Below are 17,441 nucleotides of genomic sequence, written 5' to 3'. Positions count from 1 at the left end.
AGTTGTCTTTGCAAGCGGTGCCATCTTCCAGCCCAGCGTCACTGGCAAGGTCGACACGATCGGCTTGCAGCTTGGAGCTACCGGCTGCAGGCCCACAGGAACCGGCCAGGGCCCGACGAGGTCTGTTCAGGCATGTATTACGGTGAACGTTTCAATGCCTGGACGCACCTGGTCGGTGCGCTACTGGCCTGCGTCGGGGCGATCTGGCTGATCGTCGCCGCCGGGTTGCAAGGCGATCCGTGGAAGATCGTCAGCTGTTCGATCTATGGCGTCACGCTGCTGGTGCTCTATAGCGTTTCCACGCTGTATCACAGCACGCGCGGGCGGCTGAAGGTGATCATGCGCAAGCTCGATCACCTGTCCATCTACTTGCTCATCGCTGGCAGCTATACCCCGTTCTGCCTGGTCAGCTTGCGCGGCCCCTGGGGCTGGAGCCTGTTTGGCGTGGTCTGGGGCCTGGCGGTGGTCGGCATGCTGCAGGAAATCAAGCCGCGCTCGGAAGCGCGCGTGCTTTCAGTGGTCATCTATGCGCTGATGGGCTGGATCGTGCTGGTGGCCGTCCAGCCGCTGCTGCTCTCGCTCGGCACCGCCGGCTTCGCCTGGCTGGCGGCAGGCGGCGTGCTCTATACCATCGGCATCGTGTTCTTCGCCTTCGACCGGCGTTATCGCCATTGGCACGGCATCTGGCATTTGTTCGTCATGGCAGGCAGTTCGTTGCACTTCGTGGCAATAGGGCTGTTCGTGATATGAACGGCACGCTGGATATCTTCATCCGAGATACATTCCATCATTTCTGTCAGTAGCAAGCTGATCGAGACGTCCGTAGCCTTTCGGCAAGCAGTACCTGCAGAGAAGTTGCCGTGTTGCCAAGCTCGTCAACGGCCTGCACAACCCTTTGTCGAGATGAAAGGAACGATCATGAAATCCATGAACTTGTTTCAGCTTGCGTTGGCTGCATTGACCCTTTCCCTGTCGATAGGCTCCCAGGCCAGTGAGTGCGGTTTCAACATACGCGACTGGACGCCGGAAAGTGGCACTCTGAACTACACGGTGGATGCCGTTGGCAAGTCCAAGCTGGACCACGGTCGTGGCATCAGTGTGGGCGACACCCTTGCGCTGACGCCCACGGCCTATCCTAACAAGCCCTCCATCGACATGAAGTTGCAGAACTTCAAGATCGATATGCTCAACGGTGGCGTCGGTTATCTGGAGCTACCGAAGAAGTTCATGTTCAGGTTCAGGGAAGAATCCGGTCCGTACAAGGACTATGACGGACGGCGGCTTCTCATGACGGGTGGCTTGCGAGTGGTGGATGCCAAATGTGGCCAGGATGGCAAGGTCGACAGCGCCACCGTACAACTTTTCGATGACTACATGGCCGTGCTAGGCGAACCTGAAGTAGACGTGTTCCAAGACGCGATATCGCTAGTTCGTTCGGCCCAGGCGCCCAAGTAGTCTTTCAGAAGTCGCCCCAGAGCTGTTGCGCCACGGCCAATCCGACCACCGGCGCCGTTTCGGTGCGCAGCACGCGCGGGCCGAGGCGGGCGGCATGGAAGCCGGCGTGCCTGGCCTGTTCGACCTCGGCGTCGCCGAGGCCACCTTCCGGACCGATCAGGAAGGCCAGGCGGGCCGGCTTGGCGTGGCTGGTCAAGGGGGCTGCGACGGGGTGCAGGACCAGCTTGAGGTCGGCTTCGCTGGCCTTGATCCAGTCGCCGAGCGCCAGCGGTGGATGGATCACCGGCAAGACCGAGCGACCGCATTGCTCGCAGGCGCTGATCGCCACCTGGCGCCAATGGGCCATGCGTTTGTCGGCGCGCTCGTCCTTGAGACGTACCTCGCAGCGTTCGCTGATGATCGGGGTGATTTCGTTGACGCCCAGTTCGGTGGCTTTCTGGATCGCCCAGTCCATGCGCTCGCCGCGCGACAAGCCCTGGCCAAGGTGAACGTGCAATGGCGATTCGGGCTGTCCAGGGAGGGCCTGGTCGAGGTCGACGCGCACGCTTTTCTTGCCTACTTCCAGCAACCGGCCGCGAAATTCCTGGCCACTGCCGTCGAACAGCTGCACGGCGTCACCCGCGGCCATGCGCAGTACGCGACCGATGTAGTGAGCCTGGGCCTCGGGGAGTGCGTGTTCGCCCAGGTTCAAGGGGGCGTCGATGAAGAAGCGGGAGAGTCTCATGGTTCTGCTCTGGTGTCGTTGTTCGTTCAGCTGACTGCTGGGCCAGTAGGACGGGCTGGAGATGGGCTGTGCGGGGCGCCTTGCGGCTTATCGCGGCACCCCGGCCGCTCCTGGAGCGGGTGGAATGGGCACGCCCGGCCGCGAGGGTCGCATGGCGGCCCCAAAATGACCAATGAAACCACCTCTTCGCGCCCGTTTCATGGGATCAGGTCAGCCCGGATCACGAAAGTCCGGGTGGAAGTTCGCAGGCACCGCCACGCTGATGCTATCGCGCGTGGCGATTTCGATCCCTTCGCTGGCGACCTCGGCGAGAAAATCGATCTGCTCGGGCGTGATCACGTAAGGCGGCAGGAAGTAGACCACGCTGCCCAGCGGGCGCAGCAGGGCGCCACGACTCAGGGCGTGTTCGAAAACCTTGAGGCCACGCCGCTCCTGCCAGGGATAGGCGAGCCTGCTGGCCTTGTCCCGGACCATCTCGATGGCCAGCGCCATGCCGGTCTGGCGGACTTCGGCCACGTGCCGATGATCGACCAGGTGCGCGGTGGCACTGGCCATGCGCGCCGACAGTGCCTGGTTGGCCTGGATCACGTTGTCCTGCTCGAAGATGTCCAGGGTCGCCAGCGCCGCGGCGCAGGCCAGCGGGTTGCCGGTATAGCTGTGCGAATGCAGGAAGGCGCGCAGAGTCGGGTAGTCGTCATAGAATGCCTGGTACACCTCGTCGGTGGTCAGGCAGGCGGCCAGCGGCAGGTAGCCTCCGGTCAAGGCCTTGGACAGGCAGAGGAAGTCGGGCCGGATCCCGGCTTGCTCGCAGGCGAACATCGTCCCGGTGCGGCCAAAGCCGACCGCGATCTCGTCGTGGATCAGATGCACCCCGTAGCGATCGCAGGCTTCGCGCAACAGCTTCAGGTAGACCGGATGATACATGCGCATGCCGCCGGCGCCCTGGATCAGCGGCTCGATGATCACCGCGGCGACGCTGGCATGGTGTTCGGCCAAGGTCTGCTCCATGGCAACGAACATGTTCCGCGAGTGCTCTTCCCAGCTCATCCCTTCCGGACGCAGGTAGCAGTCCGGGCTCGGGACCTTGAGCGTGTCGAGCAGCAGGGCCTTGTAGGTCTCGGTGAACAGCGACACATCGCCGACCGACATGGCGGCGATGGTTTCGCCATGGTAGCTGTTGCTCAGGGTGACGAAACGCTTCTTGCCCGGCTGGCCTTTGTTCAGCCAGTAGTGGAAGCTCATCTTCAACGCCACCTCGATGCATGAGGAGCCGTTGTCGGCATAGAACACCCGGTCGAGGCCCGCCGGCGTCATGGCGACCAGGCGTTCGGACAGCTCGATCACCGGCTGATGGCTGAAGCCGGCGAGAATCACGTGTTCCAGCTGGTCGAGCTGGTCCTTGATGCGCTGGTTGATGCGTGGATTGGCATGCCCGAATACGTTGACCCACCAGGAGCTCACGGCGTCCAGGTAGCGCTTGCCTTCGAAGTCTTCCAGCCAGACGCCTTCGCCACGCCTGATCGGAATCAGCGGCAGTTGCTCGTGGTCTTTCATCTGGGTGCAGGGATGCCACAGGACCTCGAGGTCGCGTTGCATCCACTGTTGGTTCAGGCCCATGGTCGTTCTCCTGGCTCGCGGCGCGGACTTGGCCGGCAAGCCTATGCAATGCCAGGTCCGAGGACAACCCGCAATCGCCTTGCCACCTCCGCGGCAATGCTGGCAGGCATGATGGCCCTGGCGTATTCTTCGCCTGGTCTTTTTCCTCAGGAGGCGTCCTGCCTCCCAATTCCCTACCGTTGAACCGGAGTACAGCAAGATGGCTGGTGGTTGGCTGCGCGTGTGCGCATGGGTAGTGATCGGCATGTCCGGCAGCGTTGCGCTGGCCCAGGACAAGGTGCCCTCGGCGATCGTCGTCGGTGGCGGCCTGGCGGGGCTTAGCGCCGCCTACGAGCTGCAAGGCAAGGGTTGGCAGGTGACCCTGCTCGAAGCCAAGCCTGGCGTGGGCGGGCGCTCGGGCCTGGCGACCAGTGAGTGGGTCGGCAACGAGAAGATCCAGCCGGTGCTCAACCACTACCTGCAGCGCTTCCAGCTCACGACGCTTGCGGCACCTGAGTTCGTGCGCAACCCTGGCTACCTGATCGACGGCGACTATTTCAGCAGCGCCGATCTGGCGACCAGGCAACCGGCCATCGCCGAGGCGATCAGACGCTATGAGAAGACCCTCGACGAGCTGGCCGGCTCGATCGATGATCCGCTCGAGCCGGCTGCCACCAGCACCTTGTTCGCCCTGGACCAGATCACCGTCGCCAACTGGCTGGACAAGCTGCAGCTGCCGGCCACCGCGCGACAGCTGATCAACCAGCAGATCCGCAGTCGCTACGACGAACCGTCGCGTCTCTCCCTGTTGTATTTCGCCCAGCAGAGCCGTGTCTACCGCGACATCAGCGACCGTGACTTGCGTGCCTCGCGCCTGCCGGGCGGCAGTCCGCTGCTTGCCCAGGCATTCGTCAAGCAGATCAGGACCATCAAGACCGCTTCGGCGGTGACGGCCATCGTCCAGGACAAGGAGGGCGTCACGGTCAAGGTCGGCGGCGTCGGTTACCGGGCTGACTACCTGGTCATGGCCGTTCCCCTGCGCGCCCTGGCCAGGATCCAGATCACCCCAGGGCTCGACGACCAGCACCTGGCTGCCCTCAAAGGCACCAACTACGGCTGGCGCGACCAGCTGCTGCTCAAGTTCAAGAAGCCGGTATGGGAAAGCCGGGCGCGGATGTCCGGGGAAATCTTCAGCAATGCTGGGCTGGGCATGCTGTGGATCGAGCCGGCCTTGAAGGGCGGTGCCAACGTGGTGATCAACCTGTCCGGCGACAACGCGCGCCTGCTGCAGGCCTTCGGCGACAGGCAGATGGTCGACCAGGTGCTGATTCGCCTGCATGCCTTCTATCCACAGGCGCGTGGTGCGTTCACCGGCTATGAAGTGCGCCGCTACAGCACCGACGCAGGCACTGGCGGTGCGTACCTGGCGTACGGCCCCGGGCAGATCAGCAAATACTGGCGGCTGTGGGAGCGGCCGGTGCAGCGCATCGCCTTCGCCGGCGAACATACCGATGCGCTGTACCCGGGCACCCTCGAAGGCGCCTTGCGCAGCGGCCAGCGGGCCGCCACACAGGTTCAGGAACTGGCGGCGGGCAGGTCGTTCGACCCGGTCAAGATCGCGCCCGGCGTCGCCGTGGCTGCCACCGGTGTCAGCGCCGCCGCCGCCGCGGACAAGGGCGGATTCTTCTCCAGGCTCTTCGGCGGTTCGTCAAGCAAGGCAGGCGAGCCGCGCAGGGCCAAGCCGGCGCCTGCCGAGGTTGGGCAAGGCAAGGCCGATGAAACGAAGCAGGCCAGGCCAGGCTTCTTCTCGAGGCTGTTCGGTTGGGCCAAGCCATCGGCACCAGCCTCGAGCGAGCCTGCCGGCAAGAGCGAGGCACCTGCGCCGCAGCCCTTGGTCGCGCCGCAGCCAGCCGCTGCGGCGACAGCGAGCACCGCTTCCCAGGCCAGAACACAACCTGTCAAGGCCGCTGCGACCACGGCCGGCGACCAGGCCAAGGCCAACCCTCGCACACCCACGCCCGCCAAGCATCCGGCGCCGGCCAGGCACGCCGGCAAGCCAGCCTCGGTCCACAAGACGCCGACCAAGACCGACGGCATCGACAAGGCAGCGCCCCGTCCTCGATCGACGACCCATTGAAGCCTGCCCCAAGGCTGGCGCCTGGCGCCAGTCTGGGTTGCGACAAGCAGGCCAATGGCTATCGTTAACGTTTGCTTAATGACCAAGCCTCACACTGATCATCGTATTTATCGATATTTTGCGGCAGGTTTTTCCGCTTTTATTCGATCGATGACGCGTTAATCTTGTACTCGGCTTTCATGGGGAAACATGGCTCATGCAACTGCGCAACTCACCTGTTCGCTATGGTCTTGTCAGCATCGTCCTGCACTGGAGCGTGGCGCTGACGGTCTTCGCTCTGTTTGCGCTCGGTCTGTGGATGGTCGGGCTGGACTACTATAGTCCTTGGCGCACGGCAGGCCCCGAGTTGCACAAGAGCATCGGCCTGGTGCTGCTGGCGGTCATGTTGGTGCGGGTGCTCTGGCGCCTGGCCAGCCCGCCGCCGCCCGCGATTGCCACCCACGGCATGTTCACCCGCGTGGCCGCCAAGCTTGGCCACCTGGCGCTGTATGGCGGGCTGTTCGCGGTGATGATCGCCGGCTACCTGATCTCCACCGCCGATGGTGTCGGTATCCCGGTGTTCGGCCTGTTCGAAGTGCCGGCGCTGGTCAGCGACTTGCCCGACCAGGCGGACCTTGCCGGGGTCGTGCATTATTACCTGGCCTGGGGGCTGGTGATCTTGGCCACGCTCCATGGCCTGGCCGCACTGAAGCATCATTTCATCGACCGTGACGCGACCCTGCTGCGCATGTTCGGTCGCAAGGCTTGAATCTCGATCCTCAATCGCAAAGAAAGGACCTCAGGATGTTGAAGAAGACTTTTGCCGCCCTGGCGCTGGGCAGCGCACTGTTCTCGGCCGGTCAGGCCATGGCCGCGCAATATAAGATCGACAAGGAAGGCCAGCACGCCTTCGTCGACTGGAAGATCAGCCACTTGGGCTACAGCTTCATCCATGGCACGTTCAAGGACTTCGACGGGACCTTCACCTGGGACAGCGCCAAGCCCCAGGACAGCAAGATCAGCGTCGATCTCAAGACTGCCAGTCTGTGGTCCAATCATGCCGAGCGCGACAAGCATATTGCCAGCGCCGATTTCCTCGACGTGAAGAAGTACCCCGAAGCCAGGTTCGTCTCCACCAGCGTCAAGCCCACCGGTGACAAGACCGCCGATGTGGTCGGTGACCTGACCCTGCACGGCGTGACCAAGCCGGTGACCTTCAAGGCCGTGTTCAACGGCGAAGGCAAGGACCCATGGGGCGGCGAGCGCGCAGGCTTCAATGCCAAGACCACGCTGAACCTGAGCGACTTCGGCATCAAGGGACCGGGACCGACCTCCCAGACCCTGGACCTGGATATCAGCCTGGAAGGCGTCAAGCAGAAGTGACGAGTAGACCATGAACGAAAACGCCGCCCATCGGGGCGGCGTTTTCGTTCTGTAGCGCCAATCAGCGGTTGCGGGTTAGCAAGGCCGGGCGTTCGCCGCGTGGACGGCTTGGCACGTCGTCCAGCTGCTCTGGCGTTGGATAACGGTCGAGCTTGGATTCCTTGCGGATGATCACCGGCTGGTTCTGCGGCTCGCGCGAGCTGCGTACTGCCGGCTCCTGGCGCGCGAAGTCGTCGCGACCGGCCGGCCGCTTGCGGCCAGCGTTGTTGTCGCGGCGCCCGGCAGGGTTGTTCGAGCGCGGACGCTTCTCGTTGACGCCGCCATTGCGTGGGCCGGCTGGACGCCCCTGACCGGCGGCGCCGCTGCGAGCACCGCCAGGCTGGCCTTGGCCGCCGCTGCCACCTTTGCCGCGGTTGCGGCCCTGGTTGCGGTTCTGGTACGGACTGACATAGTCGGCACGATTGCCGAAGTTGTCGATCTCGTCGTCGAGGAATTCCTCCGGATCGCGATCAGGCGGTAGCGCGATGGGGCCCGCCACGGTCTTTTCACCTGGCTGCTGACGTGGCTTGCTGGCGCGCGACTTGCGCGGCTGGCGGTCGGCGGCAGGCTTGTCCTTCTCGCCGCGAGCGGCTTTCTCGGTGGACTTTTCGGTGCCTTGCCGGGGCTTGCCCTTGTCCTTCTCCTTGGCCTTGTCCTTGCGTCCGGCGGCGCCCTCGGCGCGCGGCTGGTTACGTCCACCACGGCCGTTGTTCGGCTGGCGTTCGCGAACCTCGGGTTTCTCGGCTTCCACCTGGCTTGCATCGAAGCCCATCAGGTCGCCATCGGGAATCTTCTGGCGAGTGACGCGTTCGATGCTCTTGAGCAGTTTCTCTTCATCGGACGCCACCAGCGAGATCGCCTCGCCGGAGCGGCCAGCACGGCCGGTACGGCCGATGCGATGCACGTAGTCTTCCTCGACGTTGGGCAGTTCGAAGTTGACCACGTGCGGCAACTGGTCGATATCCAGGCCGCGGGCGGCGATGTCGGTGGCGACCAGCACGCGCACGCTATTGGCCTTGAAGTCGGCCAGGGCCTTGGTGCGGGCGTTCTGGCTCTTGTTGCCATGGATGGCGGCAGCGGTCAGGCCGTGCTTTTCCAGGTATTCGGCCAGGCGATTGGCGCCGTGCTTGGTACGGGTGAACACCAGGACCTGCTCCCACGCACCGAGAGTGATCAGGTGGGCGAGCAGGGCGCGCTTGTGACTGGCGGCCAGTCGGTAGACGCGCTGCTCGATGCGCTCGACCGTGGTGTTGGGCGGCGTGACCTCGATGCGCTCGGGATTGTGCAGCAGCTTGTCGGCCAGGTCGGTGATGTCCTTGGAGAAGGTCGCCGAGAACAGCAGGTTCTGGCGCTTGGCCGGGAGGCGGGCCAGGACCTTCTTGACGTCATGGATGAAGCCCATGTCGAGCATGCGGTCGGCTTCATCGAGCACCAGGATCTCGACATGCGAGAGGTCCACGCTGCCTTGGCCGGCCAGGTCCAGCAGCCGTCCGGGACAGGCGACCAGGACGTCGACGCCCTTGGCCATCGCCTTGACCTGCGGGTTCATGCCGACGCCGCCGAAGATGCAGGCGCTGACGAAGTTCAGGTCGCGGGCATACAGCCTGAAGCTGTCATGCACCTGCGCGGCGAGCTCCCGGGTCGGGGTCAGCACCAGCACGCGTGGCTGGCGCGGGCCGTGACGCTGCGACTTGTCAGGGTGGCCACCCGGGAACAGCCGCTCGAGGATCGGCAGTGCGAAGCCGCCGGTTTTACCAGTACCTGTCTGGGCGGCGACCATCAGGTCACGACCTTGCAACACGGCGGGAATCGCCCGCTGTTGCACCGGGGTTGGCTGGGTATAGCCCGCAGCCTCGATAGCGCGGACTAGAGCCTCGGAGAGACCGAGGGAGGCAAAGGACATGGGCAATCCTGTTCTAGTGGGGGCTGGGCCCTATGGGATGATCTTGCCTGGCGCGATGGGCATCGGAAGATGCGATCGCGTCCGGTACTGCTGGGCCTTGGCCATGCATCGAACGGTGGCGGGCGGCGCACGGGGCGCATGCCTGCCGGTCGAGATGCCTGTTTCGAGACCGAGCGTCCGGGCGTGAGCCGGGCGGGAAGGCCCGAGTATAACAGAGCTATCGAAGTGTGCCGCTTTCCTGCTGCTCAACGGCGTCAGGAAAATCCATCGCCACGGCATGACGCGCATCGATCGCCTGGAACGCCGGCTCCCGCTTGAAGCGCCGCAGTTCTTCGGCAAATCGTTGCGCCAAACGCTCCCGGCCAGGTTCCAGACGCAAGCCCAGGTATTGGGGACGCTGGTTGACCCGCCAAGGCAGCATCTGCACCGCGTCCTGCAAGCCCAGCGCATGCAGCGCGTGATGCCCGGCACGTCGATCGGTGACAAGCAAGTCGATGCGACCGAGCATCAGTTTGCCGAAATTGGCTTGCAGGGTCGGCGCTGGCTCGCGGCGAAACAGCGTCGACTGCTCGAAGGCTTTGCCATGGTCATAGCCGGGCGAGACGCCCACGACCAGGCCGGCGAGGTCTTCCAGACGCCGCACGCGGTGCGGACGCGCACGGGCCTGGAACAGCACGAAGTCCACGCTCGACATGGGTTCGTCGGGATAGACGATGTATTGCCGGCGTGGCCCGGAGCGGAACACGTCCATCACCCCGTCGGCCAGGCCGCGCTCGACCATCGCCAGACAACGCCGCCATGGCATGAACTGCCATTGCACCTCGATACCCAGGCGCCGGAAGACTTCGTTGGCCACCTCCACATGCATGCCCTTGGGCTCGCCTGCCTCGAAGTGAATGTAGGGCGCCCAGTCATCGCTGACGATGCGCAGGCGCTCTGCATGCGCCGTCGAACCCAGGCAGGCCAGCAGGAGGATGGCGAAGAGACGAATGAAATAGGGCATCGCGACAGATTACGACGGATGGGCCAGGCCGGCCAAGCACCGGCGGGATGCCGGTGCTGCCAGGGATCCGATGCACGGCTGAGCATGGGCCGGCCATGGCCGACCGGCCCAGCGGCGATTCAGCGGGGCAGTTGCAGGTTGTTCCAGATCGCCAGGCTCGCCTCGGCCTGGTTCAAGGTGTAGAAGTGCAGGCCTGGGGCGCCGCCTTGCAGCAACTGTTCGCACATGCGGGTGATGACCTGCTCGCCGAATGCCTGGATGCTCTGGGCATCGTCGCCGTACGCTTCGAGCTGCTTGCGGATCCAGCGCGGGATATCCGCGCCGCAGGCATCGGAGAAGCGCGCCAGCTTGCTGTAGTTGGTGATCGGCATGATGCCCGGCACGATCGGGATGTCCACGCCCAGCTTGCGTACTCGCTCGACGAAGTAGAAATAGCTGTCGGCGTTGAAGAAGTACTGGGTGATGGCGCTGTCGGCGCCCGCCTTGACCTTCTGCACGAAATGAGCCAGATCGCTTTCGAAGTTGCGCGCCTGCGGGTGCATCTCCGGGTAGGCAGCGACTTCGAGGTGGAAGTGGTCACCGCTTTCCTGGCGAATGAATTCGACCAGGTCGCTGGCGTAACGCAGGTCGCCGTAGGCCATGCCCATGCCCGATGGCAGGTCGCCGCGCAGCGCGACGATGCGCTTGATGCCGGCGTCCTTGTACTGGGCGAGCAGCGCCCGCAGCTCCTGCTTGCTGTCGCCAACGCACGAAAGGTGCGGCGCGGCAGGCACCTTCACTTCGTTTTCCAGCTGCAGCACGGTATTGAGGGTGCGGTCGCGGGTCGAACCACCGGCGCCGTAGGTGCAGGAAAAGAATTCCGGTTCCAGGCTCGCCAGCTGGCGAGCGACGTTCATCAGTTTCTCATGGCCAGCTTCGGTCTTGGTCGGGAAGAATTCGAAGCTGTAACTGCGCTTTTGTGCCATCTCGTTCTCTCTTCAGCCTCAAGCCTCGAGCTTCAGGCTGCAGGTAAAGGCCGGAGCGGCTTGGCGCCGTCCGGCCTGGTGTCTCCTCGAGCGGCAGGCGGCAAGCTGACCGGCGCTGCGTTCAGGGCTTGCCGCTTGCCGCGGCGCCTTAGTACCGATAGCTGTCCGGCTTGAACGGCCCTTCGACGGTCACGCCGATGTACTCGGCCTGCTGCGACGTCAGCTGGGTGACCACGCCGCCGAAGCCGCGGACCATTTCCAGGGCGACTTCCTCGTCGAGCTTCTTGGGCAGCACTTCGACGGTCAGGCGCTCGGCCTTCTCGGCTGGCGACAGCTCGGCGAACTTCTGCTCGAAGAGGAAGATCTGCGCCAGGACCTGGTTGGCGAACGAGCCGTCCATGACCCGGCTAGGGTGACCGGTGGCGTTGCCCAGGTTGACCAGGCGGCCTTCGGCCAGCAGGATCAGGTAGTCATCGTTCTGCGGATCGAAGTCACCGTGGCCGGTGCGGTGGATCTTGTGCACCTGGGGCTTGACCTCTTCCCAGGCCCAGTTCTTGCGCATGAAGGCGGTATCGATCTCGTTGTCGAAGTGACCGATGTTGCAGACCACGGCACGCTTCTTCAATGCCTTGAGCATGTTGGCATCGCAGACGTTGACGTTGCCGGTGGTGGTGACGATCAGGTCGATGCGGCCCAGCAGGTCGCGGTTGATGCCGTCCTCGGTGCCGGTATTGATGCCGTCCTTGAAGGGCGAAACCACTTCGAAGCCGTCCATGCAGGCTTGCATAGCGCAGATCGGATCGACTTCGCTGACCTTGACGATCATGCCTTCCTGGCGCAGGGACTGGGCCGAGCCCTTGCCCACGTCGCCGTAGCCGATGACCAGGGCCTGCTTGCCCGACAGCAGGTGGTCGGTACCGCGCTTGATGGCATCGTTGAGGCTGTGGCGGCAGCCGTACTTGTTGTCGTTCTTGCTCTTGGTGACCGAGTCGTTGACGTTGATCGCCGGCACCTTCAGTTCGCCCTTGGCCAGCATGTCGAGCAAGCGATGCACGCCGGTGGTGGTCTCTTCGGTGACGCCGTGGATCTTGTCCAGCATGGCCGGGTACTTCGAGTGCAGGATCTCGGTCAGGTCACCGCCATCGTCCAGGACCATGTTGGCGTCCCAGGGCTGGCCATCCTTGAGGATGGTCTGCTCGATGCACCATTCGTACTCCTGCTCGGTCTCGCCTTTCCAGGCGAACACCGGGATCCCGGCGGCGGCGATGGCGGCGGCGGCCTGATCCTGGGTGGAGAAGATGTTGCACGACGACCAGCGCACCTCGGCGCCCAGCGCGACCAGGGTCTCGATCAGCACGGCGGTCTGGATGGTCATGTGGATGCAGCCGAGGATCCTGGCGCCCTTGAGTGGTTGCTCGGCCTGGTACTTGCGGCGCAGGCCCATCAGCGCGGGCATTTCCGATTCGGCGATGATGATCTCGCGACGGCCCCAGTCGGCCAGGGAGATGTCGGCGACCTTGAAGTCGGAAAAACCTGCGGGCGTGTTTACAGCGCTCATTAGAGCCTCCATTCGTAGTGTGCGAATGGGCGCCGTTGTGCGTTGAGCGTCCGCGAGGCGGACAACGCCCCAACCGAGCCTGACAGGTCGAACCTGCTGCAGCGCCCCTCGGCTGGGTGGCGGGCATGACCCTCCTGTCGGACAGTCATGTGGAAACCTGGCGATTATAGCCTTGTCAGCAGCCATGCCCAAGCGCTTCGATCGATTGATCGAGACGATGGTCGATCTTCCATGGAGTCGTCCGAGAGGCTCTGCCATGATGGTTGCACGACAGCCAAGCAGCAGGAGCAACCATGAATTTCCATACTCGCAAGTGGGTCAAGCCAGAAGACCTCAACCCCAACGGCACGCTGTTCGGAGGCAGCCTGCTGCGCTGGATCGACGAGGAGGCGGCGATCTATGCGATCGTCCAGCTGGGCAACCAGCGCGTGGTGACCAAGTACATGTCGGAAATCAACTTCGTCAGCGCTTCACGCCAGGGCGACATCATCGAGCTGGGCATTACCGCCACCGAATTCGGTCGGACCTCGATCACCCTGCGCTGCGAAGTGCGCAACAAGATCACCCGCAAGAGCATCCTGACGGTTGATCGCATGGTGTTCGTCAACCTGGGCGAAGACGGGCTGCCGGCGCCGCATGGGCGCACCAGGATCAAGTATATCGAGGACCAGTTCGATACGGCGGTGGAATGAGCAGGGCAGTCTCTTCCCCTGCATGACCAGAAGGGCTCGTCTTGGTTGCGGCATCGCCCTGCCACGGTGCCGCTTGTACGCTCGATCGTGCCAGCAGGCAAAAGTGCGGTACAGCATCAAAGCAGAGGCTCACCACCAGCACCCGCCGCTCCCATGGGCCATGGGCGCGGCGGGTGCTGCAGGGGCGATCACGGCTGTTCTGGTGTCCCGTTAGGCTGGCGCGTGACGCCGCGCACCACGCGGCCGATCGACAGCCCCTGGATCAGGATCGACGACAGCACCACGATGTAGGTGATCGACAACAGCAGGTCTCGCTCCTCGCCCATCGGTAGCGACAGCGCCAAGGCGACCGAGACGCCGCCGCGCAGGCCACCCCAGGTCAACACCCGGATGGTCCCCTGGGGCACGCTGCGCCAGCGGCGCAGCAGCAGGATCGCCGGCGCCACGGTGAGCAGGCGCGAGAGCAGCACGGCTACCGCGAGAACGCCCGCCGCCGCCAGGTGCAGCCAGTTGAATGGCAACAGCAGCAGCTCCAGGCCGATCAGGGCGAACAGCAGGGCATTGAGCATGTCGTCGATCAGCTCCCAGAAGCCATCCATGTACCGACGGGTCATGTCGTTCATGGCCAGGTTGCGGCCCAGGTTGCCGATGATCAGCCCTGCCACCACCATGGCGATGGGGGCCGAGACATGCAGTTCGTAGCACATGGCCGAGCCACCGATGACCAGGGCCAAGGTCAGCATGACCTCCACCTGGTATTGCTCGACGCTCTTGATCATGCGGTAGGTGGCATAGCCGATCAGCCCGCCGAACAGCACGCCGCCAATGGCTTCGTGAGCGAACAGCATGGCGGTATCGGTGAGGCTGGGTGTCTCGCCCAGCTGGATGATGCCCAGCAGCACGGTGAAGACCACCACCGCGGTGCCGTCGTTGAACAGCGACTCGCCGACGATGGTGGTCTTCAGCGGCTTGGAGGCATTGGCCGTGCGCAGCGCGCCGAGCACCGCGATCGGATCGGTGGGCGAGATCAGTGCGCCGAACAGCAGGCAGTAGATCAGGCTGACATGCCAGCCGAACAGGGCGAAGACCCAGTGCGCCAGGAAACCGATGACCACGGTGGCGATCAGCACGCCCACGGTAGCCAGCAGGCCGATCGGCCAGCGATAGCTGCGCAGATCGGCGAGATTCACGTGCAGGGCCCCGGCGAACAGCAGGAAGGCCAGCATCCAGTGCATCAGCAGATCGTTGAAGTCGATCTGGTTCATCAGGCCTTCGACACGTTCCTCCAGGCCGGGATAGCCGACCAGGCTAAGCCCTTGCAGCATCAGGGAGAACATCAGGGCCGTGACCATCACGCCGATGGCCGGTGGCAGCCCGATGAAACGATAGTTGACGTAGGTGAGGAGGGTGGTCAGGCAGATAAACGCAGCGACAAGCTCAAGCATCCCGATTCCTGTAACAGTGGCTTCCGATTCGTAACCCGAATGACCCGGGCAGTTCTTTGATGACCTGATCCAGGGTTCGGGGCACAGCTTATGACCGAAATTATCGAATTCGTTCATCTGGAGCGGGCTGCGAGAACCTTTTCCAAGGCCGGGAATCCTAGCCTGCGAGCAGGTCCTGGCGGGATACGCCGGATCAGGCTCCAACCCCGACATTTGCACAAGGAACCTGTCATGACCGTCGCTCTATGGTGCGTGCTGATCGCGATCTTCCTGCCACCGCTCTGCTCGCTGATCGCCAAGCTGAGCAGCGGGCGCTTCGGTATCAAGGACAACCATGACCCGCGCGGCTTTCTCGATACGCTCGAAGGGCTGCCGCGCCGGGCCAACGCCGCCCAGCAGAACAGCCACGAAGCCTTGCCGCCGTTCATCGCCGCGGTGCTGGTCGCCGATATCGTCGGCAATGCCGAGCAGGTGACCCAGGATGTGCTCGGAGTGTTGTACATCACCAGTCGTCTGCTCTACATCATCTGTTACCTGGCCGACTGGGCGGCGCTGCGCTCGCTGACATGGTTCATCGGCCTGGCGCTGATCGTGGCGTTCTTCGTGGTCTCCGCCTGAGTTCGAACGCTCAAGGCGCCTTGGGTACGTCGGGCAGCGGCATGCCCTTGGGCCAGAGCAGCCAGAGCCGTCCTTGCTGCTTCATGTCGCCGGCGAGCTTGCCGGCTTCGGCGCCGGTGCCCCAGAACAGGTCTGCGCGTACCTCGCCGGTGATCGCGCCGCCGGTATCCTGTGCAGCCACGGGGCGCACCACCGGGCTGCCGTCAGGGCGGGTCGTCGACAGCCAGAGCAGGCTGCCCAGCGGAATCACCTTGCGATCGATGGCCACGCTGTAGCCGGCGGTCAGCGGCACGTTGAGCGAACCGCGCGGCCCTTCGTTGCTGTCCGGGCGAGCGCTGAAGAACACGTAGCTGGGGTTGCTGGCCAGCAGCTCGGGTACCTTTTGCGGATTGGCCTGGGCCCAGGCGTGGATACTGCCCATGGTCACCTCTTCCTTCTTCAGCTGACCCTGCTCGACCAGCCAGCGGCCGATGGGGCGGTAGGGATGGCCGTTCTGGTCGGCATAGCCGAGCCGCAACTGTCGACCGTCCTCGAGCTGGATGCGGCCCGAGCCCTGGATCTGCAGGAACTGCAGGTCCATCGGATCGGTCAGCCAGGCCAGCACCGGAGCCGGGACGCCCTGGCGATTGATCACCTCGGCGCTGTCGTAGGGCTTGAGCACCCGGCCCTCCAGTCGTCCGCGCAGGCGCTTGCCCTTGAGTTCCGGATAAAGGCTGGCCAGGTCGACGACTACCATGTCGTCCGGCACGCCATACACTGGCACGTTGGCCGAGTCGCTGCGGCTCAGGCTGCCAGGGTACACGGGTTCGTAGTAGCCGGTGATCAGGCCGTCGGCGCTGTTCGCGGCCGAACGCAAGCCATGGACCTGCAGGTTCTGGCGCAGGAAGGCGCGCACCTGGGCCGCGTCGGCCGGGACCGCGGCGGCCGCCTCGCAGGTGCTCGCCCAGGTCGGGTCGCGCCGAAGCTTGTCGCAACCGCTGCGCCATGACTCGAAGCCAGCCAGCATGTCGGCATCTTCGACGGCCGGCAGGTCTTGCCAGTCGGCCTGGACATAGGTAGCCAGGGCATGGGGTCGCGGCTGGGCCTTGTCGCCGTCGTTGCAGCCGACCAGCAAGGCCAGGGCGGGAAGCGCCCAGGCGAGATGGCGCAGAAGAGGTGTCATGCTTTGCATCCTTGGGGACCAGGGTGGTGGCCCTGGCCAGGTTCGCTAGAGAGTGGGAGGGTGCTCACAGGCGAAAGCCGGCGCTGCGTCGCGAAGGCGTGGTCGTCACGATGACGCCGGTCTGCTTCCGACCCGTGGCAGTGCCGATGCTAACTTACCCATGTCTCGATGCAAGGCGGTCTTCGCTCATGCAGCTTCTGCAGGCGCAAGGAGGCGCCGAGCAGGTGCTCGGCGGGCTATGGTTGTCGCGCTTCGGAGCCGGACGGCTCGTTCAGCGCCCGTGCAGTCTCACTTGTCCAGCGCTTGCCTGGCCTGCTCGAGTTCCTGGCGGGACTCGGCCAGTTTGCGTTCGCGCTTGGCGATCTTGTCGGCGTCGCCCTTGGCCCTGGCTTCGGCCAGGTCGGCCTCGCGTTCACGGATTTCCTGCTCGGCCTTGCGCACGTCGGCTTGGCGAGCTGCGCGCAGGCTGTCATCGGTGCAGTGGGCCTGGTTTTCCTTGAGCGCCTTTTCCAGGCCGGCGATCTTGAACAGGTGGCCACGCTCGCGGGCCATCTCGATTTCCTTCCTGATCGAGTCCTGCTTGGCCGCGCAGCCACTCAGGCCGGGCGCCGGCTGCGCGGCCTGCAGCGAACCGGCGGACAGGCACCATGCGCAGGCGAGAAAGAGCGGGGCAAGCAGTTTCATTGGACGTCTCCTGCCGAAGCAAATTTGTCGAAATGATTCAAAATCTGCGGCTGATTGTAGAAGGCGATGCCTCTTAAGGAGCGAGAGGGGCTTCAACT

16 protein-coding genes and 1 riboswitch are annotated in these 17,441 nt (G+C 64.2%); of the genes, 7 read left to right on the top strand and 9 right to left on the bottom strand.

The features are described 5' to 3' along the window. Positions 1-132 precede the first annotated feature (132 nt). On the top strand, positions 133-750 hold the full coding sequence (gene trhA / locus ACY8GK_RS14015) for a PAQR family membrane homeostasis protein TrhA (RefSeq protein ID WP_462401474.1): 618 nt from the start codon (positions 133-135) through the stop codon (positions 748-750). Between the two features lie 168 nt (positions 751-918). After that, complete coding sequence (locus tag ACY8GK_RS14010) at positions 919-1,455, top strand: hypothetical protein (protein WP_196175839.1); 537 nt, start codon at positions 919-921, stop codon at positions 1,453-1,455. A 4-nt stretch (positions 1,456-1,459) separates the two neighbouring features. Here the strand turns inward: ACY8GK_RS14010 and ACY8GK_RS14005 are convergent, their stop codons facing one another. Beyond that, on the bottom strand, positions 1,460-2,179 hold the full coding sequence (locus tag ACY8GK_RS14005) for a 16S rRNA (uracil(1498)-N(3))-methyltransferase (protein ID WP_196175841.1): 720 nt from the start codon (positions 2,177-2,179) through the stop codon (positions 1,460-1,462). 210 nt (positions 2,180-2,389) lie between these two features. Next, a complete protein-coding gene (locus ACY8GK_RS14000; protein WP_462401473.1) occupies positions 2,390-3,796 on the bottom strand; it encodes an adenosylmethionine--8-amino-7-oxononanoate transaminase in 1,407 nt (468 codons plus the stop codon). A 199-nt stretch (positions 3,797-3,995) separates the two neighbouring features. Between ACY8GK_RS14000 and ACY8GK_RS13995 the strand changes: the two genes are divergently transcribed. The 3 genes from ACY8GK_RS13995 to ACY8GK_RS13985 all read left to right on the top strand — a co-directional run bounded on the left by ACY8GK_RS13995 (position 3,996) and on the right by ACY8GK_RS13985 (position 7,274). Then, positions 3,996-5,912, top strand: a complete 1,917-nt coding sequence (locus ACY8GK_RS13995; RefSeq protein ID WP_196175845.1) for a flavin monoamine oxidase family protein — start codon at positions 3,996-3,998, stop codon at positions 5,910-5,912. Between the two features lie 196 nt (positions 5,913-6,108). Continuing rightward, positions 6,109-6,660, top strand: a complete 552-nt coding sequence (locus ACY8GK_RS13990; protein WP_462401472.1) for a cytochrome b — start codon at positions 6,109-6,111, stop codon at positions 6,658-6,660. 35 nt (positions 6,661-6,695) lie between these two features. Then, positions 6,696-7,274: a YceI family protein gene (locus ACY8GK_RS13985; protein ID WP_196175849.1), complete on the top strand. Its 579-nt coding sequence runs from the start codon at positions 6,696-6,698 to the stop codon at positions 7,272-7,274. Between the two features lie 61 nt (positions 7,275-7,335). Here ACY8GK_RS13985 and ACY8GK_RS13980 read toward each other — a convergent pair whose 3' ends face one another. The 4 genes from ACY8GK_RS13980 to ahcY form a co-directional block, all read right to left on the bottom strand. Continuing rightward, positions 7,336-9,216, bottom strand: coding sequence for a DEAD/DEAH box helicase (locus ACY8GK_RS13980; RefSeq protein WP_462401471.1), 1,881 nt, complete (start codon positions 9,214-9,216; stop codon positions 7,336-7,338). A gap of 217 nt (positions 9,217-9,433) precedes the next feature. Beyond that, positions 9,434-10,219 carry a substrate-binding periplasmic protein gene (locus ACY8GK_RS13975; protein WP_196175852.1) on the bottom strand — a complete coding sequence of 262 codons (786 nt, stop codon included), beginning with the start codon at positions 10,217-10,219 and terminating at the stop codon, positions 9,434-9,436. 119 nt (positions 10,220-10,338) lie between these two features. Beyond that, positions 10,339-11,184, bottom strand: a complete 846-nt coding sequence (metF, locus tag ACY8GK_RS13970) for a methylenetetrahydrofolate reductase [NAD(P)H] (protein WP_196175855.1) — start codon at positions 11,182-11,184, stop codon at positions 10,339-10,341. Between the two features lie 148 nt (positions 11,185-11,332). Then, a complete protein-coding gene (gene ahcY, locus ACY8GK_RS13965) occupies positions 11,333-12,742 on the bottom strand; it encodes an adenosylhomocysteinase (RefSeq protein WP_462401470.1) in 1,410 nt (469 codons plus the stop codon). 20 nt (positions 12,743-12,762) lie between these two features. Then, positions 12,763-12,858, bottom strand: a riboswitch (S-adenosyl-L-homocysteine riboswitch). A gap of 177 nt (positions 12,859-13,035) precedes the next feature. Here ahcY and ACY8GK_RS13960 point away from each other — a divergent pair. Next, a complete protein-coding gene (locus tag ACY8GK_RS13960) occupies positions 13,036-13,434 on the top strand; it encodes an acyl-CoA thioesterase (protein ID WP_196175859.1) in 399 nt (132 codons plus the stop codon). Between the two features lie 188 nt (positions 13,435-13,622). On the opposite strand, the gene ACY8GK_RS13955 is transcribed toward ACY8GK_RS13960, so the two are convergent. After that, complete coding sequence (locus ACY8GK_RS13955) at positions 13,623-14,879, bottom strand: cation:proton antiporter (RefSeq protein ID WP_196175860.1); 1,257 nt, start codon at positions 14,877-14,879, stop codon at positions 13,623-13,625. Positions 14,880-15,110: 231 nt separating this feature from the next. Here ACY8GK_RS13955 and ACY8GK_RS13950 point away from each other — a divergent pair, with 231 nt between their 5' ends. Then, on the top strand, positions 15,111-15,497 hold the full coding sequence (locus tag ACY8GK_RS13950) for an MAPEG family protein (protein ID WP_196175862.1): 387 nt from the start codon (positions 15,111-15,113) through the stop codon (positions 15,495-15,497). A 10-nt stretch (positions 15,498-15,507) separates the two neighbouring features. Here the strand turns inward: ACY8GK_RS13950 and mltA are convergent, their stop codons facing one another. Next, positions 15,508-16,659: a murein transglycosylase A gene (mltA, locus tag ACY8GK_RS13945; RefSeq protein WP_462401469.1), complete on the bottom strand. Its 1,152-nt coding sequence runs from the start codon at positions 16,657-16,659 to the stop codon at positions 15,508-15,510. A 288-nt stretch (positions 16,660-16,947) separates the two neighbouring features. Further along, positions 16,948-17,343: a DUF1090 domain-containing protein gene (locus ACY8GK_RS13940; RefSeq protein ID WP_196175866.1), complete on the bottom strand. Its 396-nt coding sequence runs from the start codon at positions 17,341-17,343 to the stop codon at positions 16,948-16,950. Positions 17,344-17,441 lie beyond the last annotated feature (98 nt).

The organism is Pseudomonas sp. Marseille-QA0332 (assembly GCF_054950175.1).
The sequence above is the reverse complement of the archived record's forward strand: the minus strand, read 5'-3'. Positions and strand labels throughout refer to the sequence as shown.

Excerpts from the sequence above, each read along its gene's own strand:
- ACY8GK_RS14005 (WP_196175841.1), bottom strand. The coding sequence starts at position 2,179 with ATGAGACTCTCCCGCTTCTTCATCGACGCCCCCTTGAACCTGGGCGAA.
- ACY8GK_RS13995 (WP_196175845.1), top strand. The coding sequence starts at position 3,996 with ATGGCTGGTGGTTGGCTGCGCGTGTGCGCATGGGTAGTGATCGGCATG.
- ACY8GK_RS13960 (WP_196175859.1), top strand. The coding sequence starts at position 13,036 with ATGAATTTCCATACTCGCAAGTGGGTCAAGCCAGAAGACCTCAACCCC.
- ACY8GK_RS13940 (WP_196175866.1), bottom strand. The coding sequence starts at position 17,343 with ATGAAACTGCTTGCCCCGCTCTTTCTCGCCTGCGCATGGTGCCTGTCC.
- mltA (WP_462401469.1), bottom strand. The coding sequence starts at position 16,659 with ATGACACCTCTTCTGCGCCATCTCGCCTGGGCGCTTCCCGCCCTGGCC.
- ACY8GK_RS13990 (WP_462401472.1), top strand. The coding sequence starts at position 6,109 with ATGCAACTGCGCAACTCACCTGTTCGCTATGGTCTTGTCAGCATCGTC.
- ACY8GK_RS13985 (WP_196175849.1), top strand. The coding sequence starts at position 6,696 with ATGTTGAAGAAGACTTTTGCCGCCCTGGCGCTGGGCAGCGCACTGTTC.
- ACY8GK_RS13955 (WP_196175860.1), bottom strand. The coding sequence starts at position 14,879 with ATGCTTGAGCTTGTCGCTGCGTTTATCTGCCTGACCACCCTCCTCACC.
- metF (WP_196175855.1), bottom strand. The coding sequence starts at position 11,184 with ATGGCACAAAAGCGCAGTTACAGCTTCGAATTCTTCCCGACCAAGACC.
- ACY8GK_RS14010 (WP_196175839.1), top strand. The coding sequence starts at position 919 with ATGAAATCCATGAACTTGTTTCAGCTTGCGTTGGCTGCATTGACCCTT.
- ACY8GK_RS13950 (WP_196175862.1), top strand. The coding sequence starts at position 15,111 with ATGACCGTCGCTCTATGGTGCGTGCTGATCGCGATCTTCCTGCCACCG.
- ACY8GK_RS14000 (WP_462401473.1), bottom strand. The coding sequence starts at position 3,796 with ATGGGCCTGAACCAACAGTGGATGCAACGCGACCTCGAGGTCCTGTGG.
- ahcY (WP_462401470.1), bottom strand. The coding sequence starts at position 12,742 with ATGAGCGCTGTAAACACGCCCGCAGGTTTTTCCGACTTCAAGGTCGCC.
- trhA (WP_462401474.1), top strand. The coding sequence starts at position 133 with ATGTATTACGGTGAACGTTTCAATGCCTGGACGCACCTGGTCGGTGCG.
- ACY8GK_RS13980 (WP_462401471.1), bottom strand. The coding sequence starts at position 9,216 with ATGTCCTTTGCCTCCCTCGGTCTCTCCGAGGCTCTAGTCCGCGCTATC.
- ACY8GK_RS13975 (WP_196175852.1), bottom strand. The coding sequence starts at position 10,219 with ATGCCCTATTTCATTCGTCTCTTCGCCATCCTCCTGCTGGCCTGCCTG.